13 protein-coding genes are annotated in these 11957 nt (G+C 48.3%); 9 read left to right on the top strand and 4 right to left on the bottom strand.

Annotated elements, in window-relative coordinates; genetic code table 11:
* Nucleotides 1–40: 40 nt before the first annotated feature.
* Nucleotides 41–328, bottom strand: a complete 288-nt coding sequence (locus tag AC23NW_RS30145; protein ID WP_487454195.1) for a hypothetical protein — start codon at nt 326–328, stop codon at nt 41–43.
* A gap of 146 nt (nt 329–474) precedes the next feature.
* Nucleotides 475–1356 (bottom strand): hypothetical protein, encoded by an 882-nt coding sequence (locus AC23NW_RS30140; RefSeq protein ID WP_487454193.1) that lies wholly within the window; start codon nt 1354–1356, stop codon nt 475–477.
* Nucleotides 1357–2033: 677 nt separating this feature from the next.
* On the opposite strand from AC23NW_RS30140, the gene AC23NW_RS30135 reads away from it, so the two are divergent.
* Complete coding sequence (locus AC23NW_RS30135; protein WP_487454192.1) at nt 2034–2978, top strand: RepB family plasmid replication initiator protein; 945 nt, start codon at nt 2034–2036, stop codon at nt 2976–2978.
* An 18-nt stretch (nt 2979–2996) separates the two neighbouring features.
* Here the strand turns inward: AC23NW_RS30135 and AC23NW_RS30130 are convergent, their stop codons facing one another.
* The gene (locus tag AC23NW_RS30130; protein ID WP_019990955.1) at nt 2997–3350 is read right to left on the bottom strand and encodes a hypothetical protein; all 354 of its coding nucleotides are present in this window, start codon (nt 3348–3350) and stop codon (nt 2997–2999) included.
* A gap of 354 nt (nt 3351–3704) precedes the next feature.
* On the opposite strand from AC23NW_RS30130, the gene AC23NW_RS30125 reads away from it, so the two are divergent.
* From AC23NW_RS30125 to AC23NW_RS30090, 8 genes are all read left to right on the top strand, one after another.
* Nucleotides 3705–3914: a hypothetical protein gene (locus AC23NW_RS30125; RefSeq protein WP_487454191.1), complete on the top strand. Its 210-nt coding sequence runs from the start codon at nt 3705–3707 to the stop codon at nt 3912–3914.
* A gap of 13 nt (nt 3915–3927) precedes the next feature.
* Complete coding sequence (locus AC23NW_RS30120) at nt 3928–4896, top strand: site-specific integrase (RefSeq protein ID WP_027303345.1); 969 nt, start codon at nt 3928–3930, stop codon at nt 4894–4896.
* A gap of 22 nt (nt 4897–4918) precedes the next feature.
* A complete protein-coding gene (locus AC23NW_RS30115; protein WP_019990958.1) occupies nt 4919–5320 on the top strand; it encodes a hypothetical protein in 402 nt (133 codons plus the stop codon).
* 35 nt (nt 5321–5355) lie between these two features.
* Nucleotides 5356–5934, top strand: a complete 579-nt coding sequence (locus AC23NW_RS30110; protein ID WP_019990959.1) for a hypothetical protein — start codon at nt 5356–5358, stop codon at nt 5932–5934.
* Between the two features lie 25 nt (nt 5935–5959).
* Complete coding sequence (locus tag AC23NW_RS30105; protein WP_019990960.1) at nt 5960–6418, top strand: hypothetical protein; 459 nt, start codon at nt 5960–5962, stop codon at nt 6416–6418.
* 207 nt (nt 6419–6625) lie between these two features.
* Nucleotides 6626–9430, top strand: coding sequence for a DNA methyltransferase (locus AC23NW_RS30100; RefSeq protein WP_487454189.1), 2805 nt, complete (start codon nt 6626–6628; stop codon nt 9428–9430).
* Nucleotides 9431–9459: 29 nt separating this feature from the next.
* Nucleotides 9460–10368: a hypothetical protein gene (locus tag AC23NW_RS30095; protein WP_487454187.1), complete on the top strand. Its 909-nt coding sequence runs from the start codon at nt 9460–9462 to the stop codon at nt 10366–10368.
* A 30-nt stretch (nt 10369–10398) separates the two neighbouring features.
* Nucleotides 10399–10797 carry a hypothetical protein gene (locus tag AC23NW_RS30090; RefSeq protein WP_019990965.1) on the top strand — a complete coding sequence of 133 codons (399 nt, stop codon included), beginning with the start codon at nt 10399–10401 and terminating at the stop codon, nt 10795–10797.
* 33 nt (nt 10798–10830) lie between these two features.
* Here the strand turns inward: AC23NW_RS30090 and AC23NW_RS30085 are convergent, their stop codons facing one another.
* Nucleotides 10831–11820: an IS110 family RNA-guided transposase gene (locus AC23NW_RS30085; protein WP_019990966.1), complete on the bottom strand. Its 990-nt coding sequence runs from the start codon at nt 11818–11820 to the stop codon at nt 10831–10833.
* Between the last annotated feature and the right edge of the window lie 137 nt (nt 11821–11957).

Here is an 11957-nt window from a genome sequence, read left to right as displayed (position 1 = left end):
CAGTGTATAAATTATGCCTCAAAACTAAAAGCGTAGTTTACTAACGCCGTTTTCCGGACATTTGTAAGAAAAACCTCCTTACCAACGATAAACTGTGCTGCACATACGCGTAGCCCTTAGGGATGTCCACTTCCTTTTCGACCACCACGGTCGGCAGCCTGTCTTTGTTGACTACTGCAATAGGGACCTTCAGCGTGGAATCAGGTGGAGCAAGTCGTTGTTGCGTCGAGTCGTTTTTGGGCGTGTGCGTAATACTGGTTGTAAGGCTTGTGGTTGCCAGTACGCTCACCGGCAACGCTACTTTAAAAAACAAGGAAACAAGAGTCATAAAGCACGGCGGGTTTTACTCTATTATCAATACCCACATAATAGAGTAACGTACAACAAACCGTGTATATTGCTCAAATTATTTAATTAATTATCTTTTTTTCGATATTATTGAGTATTAGCAACTTATAAATCAGGCTCTGATGACTAATCAAATAATGACTTTGGAAAATCCTGTTTAGGCTGTGTAACGTCTATTTTCTGTGAAGAAACAACACTGTTAAGCTCCTCATCAAGGGATTCGGGTGGTTTAGGTCGGGCGTATAACTGCTGCTTGCCTGTCTGGGTGATCAAGCTAAAGTTGTTGAGAAAATTTTCAATCTCCTTGTGCTGGTGCGGATGCTCACGACTAATTTCCCGAGTATCCACAAAAATCAGGTTGTAGCGTTGCTGTGTAATAACACCCTGTCCGTCGCGCTGTGGGTTTAGTAGATGCTCCTGGGCATTGGCGTACTCCTGCTCCGACGTGCGGTATTTGTAATTGAGTGTTACGTATTGGTAATCACGCCGGTAGTTAGAAACAGCAAAATCGTAGTGTTCAAGATTACGCAGAACATCCTGCCATGTCTTTATCTCCTGTTCCATCATCCCAATCATGCCCCGCTCATCAGAGAGGGCGGCTCCTGTCAGTTTGTTAATTTTGTCGAGCTTGATAGCCCGTTTCACGGTGAGTTCGTTGATATAGTTGGTTATCCGTTGCTCTTTATCCTCCCTTGTGAGGTCACTGTTCTTTAGCAAAATGTATTTGTGCTTCTTGAAGAACGTCAGCCGGGTTGCGGGTTTGCCAAAATTTACGAGCTTGATGGTACGGCAGTCGAAATGCTCATACTCAGCAAAGAGGGATTGGTCGCGGCTATCGACAAAATAGATGACACCTGTACCGTTCCACTCACCTTCAATGTCCCAGGTGTTGCGATCAGGTTGGAGCTTGTTCACGACTTTCATCAATTGAATAAGCCCCCGGAGTAGGCGGGCGTAGTCGGTGGGTTCGTAGGTTTTACGTTTGCGGGAGATCTTCTGAGCAGCCATCGTTAGCAAAAGAGTACAGGGCGCATAAGTTTACTTTTAAAGTAAACTTAATTTGTTCATTTCGCCAAATTCTCTTGATGGCTCCGCACTATTTATTGATTTTTTTAGCAAACCGCTTTCGATGCCCTCGCTCAAAATCAAAAGTTGTATTTTTAAAATTGTTCTGAGATTGATAATAGTAGCTGTGGATAAACTTTTGCTAAACTCCTCTGGATCAGTAATTAGTAGTGTGGATAAGTGGTACATTGGCAATGTATTAGAGTAGTTCGGCAATAGATTAGAGTAAAAGGGCAATAAATAAAAGTCAACATTGGGGGGTAAAGGCAATAGATCTAAGTTAGATCGGCAATGGATTAGAGTCGGAAGGGCAATGAATTAGAGTAGAAGGGCAATGAAATAGAGTAATGGCATAATCAAGCACCAAATACCTGCCAGTGTGAAAGTGTTAAGCAAGAAAAAAACGACATAAATGTTTAATTTTTTAAATATATTTTTAACGCTAAAGCACTTAATAATCAATGACTTAACCATGATAAGGCAATAAAAATAAGTAATGAAGCTAATTCCGTCAATTGATCACAGGCAAGGAATTGTCTTCAAAAATTGCTTTTCTCGCTTTCTTCGTTCTACTTAGGCCCATGAATGATGAAATTGTTATCCGCGAACCCCTAACTCTGTTGCTGGGGCGTTCCGAATTTTCGCTGCATGAACGTCGGCTTTACTGGAACATTCTGAAAGCCCTGAAGGGAGAGCAGACGTTTGATGTGAAATCTTACCGAGTTGAGGATCGACAATTTCGGATTCATTATTCGGATGTTTTTGTAGGCGAAAACTCCCACGCCCAGACGAACGTCATCCTCAAAATCCTGGATCGGGTTACCTCTCGTAAGATTAAGATATTTGACCAGGATCGGGGCAAGTACACGTTCATCGTCCCCATTCCGTATATTCACTACGAGTCGCATAAGGGGTATTTTGACATCGTTGTCAACTCGATGGTTCTGCCCTATTTTATCGACCTGAGCAAAGGCTATTCACAATATGAACTGAGCGCGGCTGTATCGCTTAGTAGTGAATACTCCCAACTCCTTTTTCCTCGACTGACCCGCTTTATCGATACCGGCTTGTGGCGCGTCGAGGTAACCGAACTGCGGGAGCTGCTCAATGCACAAAAGTATGTTCGTTACTCCAACTTCAAGCAGATGGTACTCTCCAATGCCATTTCAGAGATCAACCGAAAGACGTACCTCGACATTGTCATTACCGAGCAAAAAGAGGGGCGGGCTGTGAAATGGATCAATTTTATTATTCGCCGAAAGGGTAAGACCAGTCCCAAAGCGACGTACTACGCGCTCGTCAACAAAGATTTGCAGAAAGCCAGCGAACTATCCTTTGCTGATAAGCAGAAGAAGGCGGAGGAGTTCCTTTACAATTATCAATTTACCGATAGTCAGAAGAAAACTATTCTTAGTAGCGAGCAGTACCTCAATGAGTTTCTGCGTTTGGATAGTATGGTGACTCACGGAGCGGTTACGGTGGCCACGACGCCCACGCGCTACATAGCTGGTATACTGTTTAAAGACCCGTCAGGCCCTAAATCAAAGAAGCGGAAGAGCAACTAACCCGCTTACCTGCGAAGACTACACGTTAATGGCTTGTAAAATCTGCTCAAACTCATCGTTGGGCAGGTTACGCCAGTCTGGGTTACGGGCCGTGGTGCCATCCCAGGTAAATGTGACGAGGTCGAATGACTCGCCGTAGGGCTTTGGCCGCTGACTTTCTGGATAATGCTCGACAAATAGCAAGCGCACTGGATCGAGTTTGCAGCGATTGACTACTTCGGTAGCAATCAACTCTGCTGCGTTGGTCACGCTCATGCCCACGCCCGTCTCGGAAGCGATCACCAACGGAATGTCCCGGTAAACGGTAATGAAGCAGGTGCTGGGAAAGCGGTTGGGTGCTTTGTATTCAAGGGTGAACTGTTCTTTATTCATGTTGCTCGGTGTAAAGCCCTCCGTTAAAGAGAAAAATGAACGTAGCGTTTACATGCCTCAAGATAACCACACGAATTCTTACATACAAGGTATTGGGTAACTTTTATGTCCGATAAACTTTTCTTATCGGACGTAATGATTTATTAGTAAACTTGCAAGATTGTAAGCCAATTCATTATGAACAGTGATCCCGATCTGGTATGGTCACCAGCCGCCCGATTGACCTTCGAGCGAATGCCCGCCGACGTGCAGGCCGCGTTGCTTGAGGAACTGCCCCGCATGGCCGAGCGATACCGCCCAATCTACCACCAGAACCGACCCACTCACCTTAACAGCGTGGGAACCATCACGCATATGCAAGTACCGGAGTGGAATTTCTGGTTGCGGATAGATACAGGCTATTTAGAGGATGACGGCGAGCCAGACGGTCCGTCGCCACGGCTGTTCGTTAACGAGTTAGATGAACTTACCGAGGCTGAGGTGGACTCGTCTGTAGCCGCAGCCAGAGCGGGTACGTTCCGAACCGATACCACTGGCAAACAGCATATGCTACCTAACCTGTAACGTTGATTCCAGAATGAACACCAGCCTTATATCGACTAAAAGCGACTCGACTTCTGTCCACTCACGCCCAACGCAGGAGGAACTGGCCGCCAAGACGGCGACCTTCTTGCAGAAGGGCCTGGAAGGAGCCGCCAATACCCGTAAAGCCTACCGGGCAGACATTGCCGGGCTGGAAAGCTGGCTACAGGAAAACGGCATGGGCGTTCTGCCTATTGGCCCTGCTCCGCTGGCCGCTTACCTGTCTGATCTGGCCGGGCACCAGAAATGGGCAACCATCAGCCGAAAGCTGGCGGCCATCCGCAAGTGGCACCGGCTACGTAAACACCCGGACCCCGGACACGATGAAGCAGTCCGGTTGGTGATGGAAGGCATCAAACGGAGCATTGGCACCGAGCCGCAGCAGGCTCCTGCTTTTGAAATAGATTCCTATAAACAATCGGTTCGGGCTATACCTCCTACACCGACGGGCCTGCGCGACCGGGCGATGCTACTGGTCTGTTTTGCCGGTGCCTTTCGCCGGTCGGAGTTGGTCGCTTTGGATATCGAGAGTGTTCAGTTTACCCGGCAGGGAGCGGTGTTGAGCTACCGGGGGAGCAAGACCAATCAACACGGTCACACCGAACAGAAAGCCCTCTTCTTCAGCCCAGACCCGGAGACCTGCCCGGTACGGGCCTTGCAGGATTATCTGTCGTTACTAAGTCGTACGACGGGTCCGTTGTTTATTCGCATCCGCAAAGGCGAGCAGATTACAGATGAACGACTTTCGGATAAGCAGGTGGCCCGCGTCACGAAACAGTATCTGGGCGAAGACTACTCGGCGCACTCGCACCGGGCCTCCTTCGTCACCATCGCCAAGCTCAACGGGGCCGACGATTCGCAGATTATGCAACAGACTAAACACCGGACCCGCGCTATGATCGACCGCTACACACGGGTGCAGGAAGTGGTCAAACACAATGCGGCCATGAAGTTAGGATTATAGCTGTCAATGCCTTTTTATACCAATGACGACCGAAACGCTGGGCCAAGATGAATCGGCACTACCAGGGCTACTGCGACGGATGATCGAAGATATCAAAGAGCCGGATTGCTACTATTGGCTCCACACGAACTACTTCGACATCGTGCAACCCACCGATAGAACCGTAACCCGATGGTGCCAGGCTCCCCTGTTCCTCGACTATGATGCATTATGGCATCCAGCTTTTGAGGAAGATGCCATCCTGATCGACGTTATTTTACGTAATCAGCTACCGGCTGTTCACGAGCGAATCCGTATCGAATACGGGCAAATCTGGTCGCTGCAACGCTTGTACAAGAGTCAAAGCACATCCTCTGAATCGGAACGGATGCTTTATCATAACTCGGCCAAATTACGAATGCCGCCTGTAGACGGAGACGACTAACTGGCTTACATCACACTAAAATTTACAACCTAAAAATGTACAAATCTCCCGTAAAACCTATTCCACTTGATGACATCTTTCAATTTATCCAATGCTACAGGGCGTTAGAGCAAATGCCTCTGGAAGACGGCTTTGCTCATTTAAGGGCTATCTCACCTGTTGTATTGGGCGAGGATGAACAGGCCATGAAAGACCTTTGTCAGCATTTTCGTAACCATTGGTATAGCAAACAGCGCCACTTTGGCTCGTTTTACTTGAACCTGCCTCATTATCGCCAAATTAACCTGCTCCATTTTTGGGACATTCGTGATTGGCAGGACGAAGAATACGTGGGTACGGCACTACGAAATCTTGTCTTTCGGCTGACAGGTCGCCCTCCCGCCAAAGCATTGCAACTGCATCAATTGCTTAAATTCTTTGAGAACTACGGCATCAACGAACAACTTACCGAGCAGATAAGATTGACTGAGTTGCCTGACGAGGATAAGAGGTTTGGTAATTCAGCTAATTGGGGCGATTACATCTTGTCGCTGACCAATCCTGAACCTCTACTTCGTCAACTTATTGAGCATGAAGATGAAGCCGGATACGATTTTGGCATACCTCTTTTTTAATTAGAAATAGCAAGATCAATTCAGTATGCGCCATCCTATTGAAAAATACAATCAGATACAGGCCGAGCAATTAGCCCATTTTGCCCCGGAAGAGCGTGAGTTCTGGGCGCGGCAATATCGGATCGGTAACGCAGCCTACTGCTATCAGTATCAATTCAACAACGTAGCTGGCCTAACCGAGCACAGTACCGTCAACGTACCGGAAGATTTGGCCGAATGGCTGGAAGGACAATTGACCGCCAAACAGGAAAGTCGAACAGCAGACGAATTGCTTCAAATCTATTTTGAAGAATATCTGAGTGGTTTACCCAATGAGCGGATTCGCGAGGGCGAACGAACCAGAGGGTTGGGAGAAGCTAAACGGAGTTGGCCATTCCGGCGGTACGTGTTAGAACGAAATGACTTTGGGATGGACGAATTTATGCGTCTGAACCTAAGCGAGGAGGATTACGCGTATTATAAATGGTCCAGTGAACCACTTTGAGCTATTTAAGGACACTAAGTTCTGTGAAGCATTAGACGAGGTGGTTAAAGTACTCCGCCAACGACAGCTCGAGGTTTCGTCTGGCTATTTTTATCCCTGATAACAAATCGGTCGGTGTATTTACGGCGGAATCAGAGCCTACGAAAGAGCATTAATGTAATTTTACTATTTTAGGTTTTCACTTACTAAACATCCCCCTGCTTGGTAATGGCCCTTAGCTGGACTGAAATTAAAGACCGCGCCCTACGTTTCGCCAACGAATGGAAAACAGAAGCATCAGAAGATGCCGAAGCTAAATCGTTTTGGGACGACTTCTTCAACGTATTCGGCGTATCGCGCCGACGGTTGGCCCAATTTGAAAAAGCAGTCGAGCGGCCGGGTCGGAGCAAAGGCTTCGTCGATCTATTCTGGCCAGGCACATTGGTAGTCGAACACAAGTCGCGGGGACGTAGCTTAGATGATGCATACAAACAAGCGGTCGATTACTTCATCGGGCTGAAAGATCATGAACTGCCTCGTTACGTTCTGGTGTCGGATTTCGCCCGTTTCAGGCTCTACGACTTGGAAGAGAAATCGACAGTGGGTAGTGAACGTACCTACCACGAAATACCACTGGCCGAGCTGCACCAACACGTCAAGGAGTTCGGCTTCATGCTGGGTTATCAGAAACGTACATACAAAGAAGAGGACCCAGTCAACATCAAGGCGGCTCAGATGATGGGTAGCCTGCACGACAAACTTAAAGAGGTTGGTTACGAGGGGCACACGCTCGAAGTGTATCTGGTTCGGTTACTGTTCTGCCTATTTGCCGATGACACCAGTATCTTCGAAAAGGGCATCTTCCAGGACTACCTGGCGCAGAACACCCGCGAAGACGGCTTCGATCTGGGGCAGCAGATGGCTATGATGTTTCAGGTGCTCAACTCGCCCACCGACAAACGACCAAAGAACTTAGACGATGCCCTGGCGCAGTTTCCTTACGTCAACGGTAAGCTATTCGCGGAGAACCTGACGATTCCTACGTTCGACCGGGAGATGCGGCAAATTCTGCTCGACTGCTGCGGGTTGGATTGGGGACGTATCTCGCCGGCAATCTTCGGTTCGCTGTTCCAGTCGGTCATGAACCCGGTCGAACGGCGCAACCTGGGGGCGCACTATACCTCGGAGAAGAATATCCTCAAGGTTATCAAGCCGCTGTTTCTGGATGAACTGTGGCTGGAGTTCCAAAGTGTACAAAATGACCGCAAGAAGCTGACGGCTTTCCACAAGAAATTGTCGGGCCTGCGGTTTCTGGACCCGGCTTGTGGCTGCGGCAACTTCCTAATCATTACGTATCGCGAATTGCGGATGCTGGAAGTCGAGGTTATCAAGGCGTTGCAGAAAGGACAGCAGTACGTGAGCGTTAACGACCTTGTGATCGTGGACGTGGACCGATTCTACGGCATCGAATACGAGGAATTCCCAGCGCAGATCGCCCAGGTGGCCATGTGGCTCATCGACCACCAGATGAATATGCGGATATCCGAAGAATTCGGGCAATACTACATCCGGCTACCGCTCCGCAAGTCGGCGACCATCGTGCACGGCAACGCCCTCCGCACTGACTGGCAATCACTTCTGCCTAAACCTAAAGAAGGGGAAGAGCCAATCCGTTACAGCTACATCGTGGGGAATCCGCCTTTCATTGGTTCACGTTATACTTCCGATTTGCAAAAACAGGAGCTAAAAGAAATTTTTGTAGGGGTTGATGGGTCCGGAATACTTGACTACGTATCAGGCTGGTATCTGAAAGCAGCGCAATACATTCATCAGATTGAATCAAAAACTGCGTTTGTTTCAACAAACTCGATCACTCAAGGTGAACAAGTTGGAGTATTGTGGGGAGAAATGTTGAGGAAGTATAATATCAAAATTCATTTCGCCCATCAAACATTCAAGTGGAATAATGAGGCTAAAGGTAATGCGGCTGTGTACTGCGTTATCATCGGTTTTGCAGGTTATGACACTACTGTCAAACATCTGTACCACTATGACGATATCAAAGGCGACCCAACAGTACTAACCGTAAAAAATATCAATCCGTATTTGGTTGAGGGAAACGACGTTATCATTTCCCGTCGGCAAAAACCGCTTTGTGCTGTACCTGAAATAGGTATTGGTAATCAGCCAATTGATGGTGGAAACTATCTTTTCACAACCGAAAAAAAGGAACTGTTCATTATACAGGAACCACAATCGAAAAAATGGTTTCGCCGGTGGTTAGGTTCTGATGAGTTTATCAACGGTTATGAGCGATGGTGTCTTTGGTTGGGCGACTGTCCGCCTGGCGAACTCAGACAAATGCCGGAAGCAATGAAACGGGTGCAAGCTGTTCGTTCAATGCGTTCTGCAAGTAGTAGGGCATCTACAAAGAAGCTTGCAAATACACCGACAAGATTTCAAGTAGAAAACATGCCAAAGAGCAGCTACCTAATTGTTCCTGAAGTTTCTTCAGAACGTAGGCGCTATATTCCGATTGGCTACGAAAGCCCCGAAACGCTTTCCAGCAATCTGGTCAAGATTGTACCGAATGCCAGTTTATTTCATTTCGGCGTGCTGACTTCAGAGATGCACATGACGTGGGTACGTTACGTGTGTGGCCGGTTAAAAAGCGACTACCGATACTCAAAAGACATCGTTTACAACAACTTCCCGTGGCCACAGTCGCCGACCGACAAGCAGGTTAAAGACGTAGAAGCAGCCGCGCAGAAGGTACTCGACGTGCGGGCCTCATTTGTTGGCAGTAGCCTGGCCGATCTCTACGATCCGCTGACCATGCCGCCCGCGCTGGTCAAAGCACACCAGGACCTCGACCGGGCCGTCGACCAATGCTACCGCAAGCAAGCTTTCACTAACGAGACCCGCCGGATCGAGTATCTGTTCGAGTTATACGATCAGTATACGGCTCCGCTCGTAGCTGCGGCAGGAGTAGGCGGGAAGAAAAAGTCTAAAACAGTTAAAAGCCTTGTATAAATCAATTAATCCGTAATCAATAAAGCACTATGATTGTTGATCCAAAACTGTTTTTCAAAACTTATCTCAAAAACTACCATAGGTATAAGGCAATTTATTTGAAAGAGTTGCTCGACAACCTGAGCCGGTATGAAGATGCCATATTGACCACCGATCATCTTCATGAAAACCGGGCGGAGTTACAGCTTACGCTCCGTAGCGATCTTCGGCAGACCTACTTCCACGCAATAGAAACCTTTTTTGAATTGTTCTTCGCTCTAAAGCCTATAAACGGCCACCTCCAGGACGACCAATCGGTAATGGTCAGACTCACGAATGCAAAATGGCAGGACAACTATAAAATGATTCGGGATATAGCCGAAAACGACGCTGCTTTGAATTTTCTGGACGAGCAAATCACCTTCCAAGGGCACACAATCAGCGCAGCCCACTATTTATTCTATCCCTGTATCTCCCCAACCGGTAAGTTACCAGAGGATCTTTTTAAGCACATCCGGGAAAGCCTTGACGCGGCAAAATACGGGATTCGCATGATCGCGTCGGACTTCATTGACCGCGAGGAATACAACGCTTATAAACATGGTCTTCGGTTAATACCGGCTTCGCAGAAGCTGATGCTGGCAGACCCGGAGACAATGGAAGTCCGCATCGAGTGGGACATTAGTCAGTCAATGTCGTACTACGTAAAAGCTAAGAAGCCGGGCAGTGTGCGAATTGAAACGAAACTGTTTGATTCGGAGCGTGACTTTAAAATGACCCTTTTCTGCGCAAATCTCATCTACAACATGGTTTACTACCGTCAGGTGATGATGTACAAACCTGACGACGAAACCACCCATTTTGCCATTCACTTCTTCGATAAAGAAGGGATTGAAGACTGCGAGAAAATCAACGTATCCATTCAGAATCTTGTTTTTTCTTTTGAGCAGACCGATTAATTGGTGCTAACACCGTAACTAATTCCGATCATGGCAAAATCATTTCTAAACGGGCTGTTCAGTCTTATTTTAGGCCAAGCCGAAGATAAAGCCCGTTCCGTGTCAGAAGAATACCTGACAACCGGCCGTCAGGGGCGTTCAACGACCCTAAAGATTCGGCACTCAGTCGAGACTATCTTAGAGAAACACCGGTACGCCAAGATTGGCAAGACCGTACAACCTGCCAAACGGTTCCAGGCAACTGACTACCGGGAGTATCAGACGATGTATCTGGTGTATAAGACGAGCAGCGATGCGTTCATTTGCCACTACGAGTCCTACTTCATCAAGGCATTTGCCCAGCGGCTCGATAACAAGCACGAAAACAGTACCGGTCGCCTGGCACAGATCAACGGCATGAACTACCTGTACGTTGTAGTAGCGGATTAAACCCGCGCTTTAACTATGAACTGTGTTAACGAGTCAAGCATTTGGCAAAGAAAATTTTGTCGGCCGCTCGGCGGTCCGATTGTAATCTTTCTCAAAGCTCCTCCCTGATTTAGCAATGGCGAAGGCCTGTTTGAGCAACTTGTTAGCGACCGCCATCAATGCCTGACGCTTGGCTTTACCCTTCTGCAACAGCCGCTCATACAAGGCTTTGGCGGGCGCATTGAAGCGCATGGCTGACCAGGTAGCCATATAAATGGCTTTGCGAACACGGGCGGTGCCCATCTTGCAGATGCGGGCCGGGCGGTTGATCGACTTGCCCGACTGGTGAATCCGCGGAGCCAGCCCCACATAGGCAATAAGCTGTTTGGCTGTGGCGAAGCCCGCAAAGCCCTGAGTCAAGCCGATGAGCAGCATCGCTGTCTTGGGGCCGATACCGGGAATAGTTTGTAGGCGTTCAAACAGATCGCCATGATGTTGTTCAACCAGCCGACGCAATTCGGTCTCCAACTTGTCGATTTGGGTTTGTAACTGGGTCAGCATCGTTGTCAGCCCTGCATCGACTAAGTCAGTTTTGACCACTTGCCGCTGTTGTTGCTGGGCAAAATTATCCAGTGAACGGTACTGCTTGTTGAACTGATTGAGCAGGGCGAAGAGTTGGCGAATCTGTTGACTATGAGTTGGTTGTGGTTGCCAAAGAGGTGGTCTCATCTGCTGACCGTACGCCGACAGCAACCGAGCATCGGCGGCATCGGTTTTAGCCCGGCGTAATTGCATGGCCCCGTAGTGGTTTAGGCTCAGGGGGTTGATGACCGAAACAGGGATGCCCTGCTGATGGAGGAAACTGGCCAGTCCTAACGAGTAAACACCGGTATACTCCAGGATACAATGGGCCTGGGGCGGCAACAGGGTCTGTAGTTTTTGCCAGCCTGTTTCGTCGTTGGTCAGGGCAGCATGGGCCTGATCAGGCCAGTAAGCGTCAAACGTATCTTTGGCCATGTCCAGGCCCACATAAATCGTTTCCATGAGCGAACTGATAACGAATTGATTAAAGGTGACGAGTCTGCTGCAGGGCCCTATCAATCTTGAAAGCAAGCTCGAAGCCTACGCGGCCCGGCCCATTGAACTGTTCAAGGTTTACAACAAAGTGACAGCCGGGACTT

Source organism: Arsenicibacter sp. R0_47 (assembly GCF_057652235.1).
Note: the sequence above shows the minus strand (reverse complement) of the source record. Positions and strands in the feature narration are given on the sequence as shown.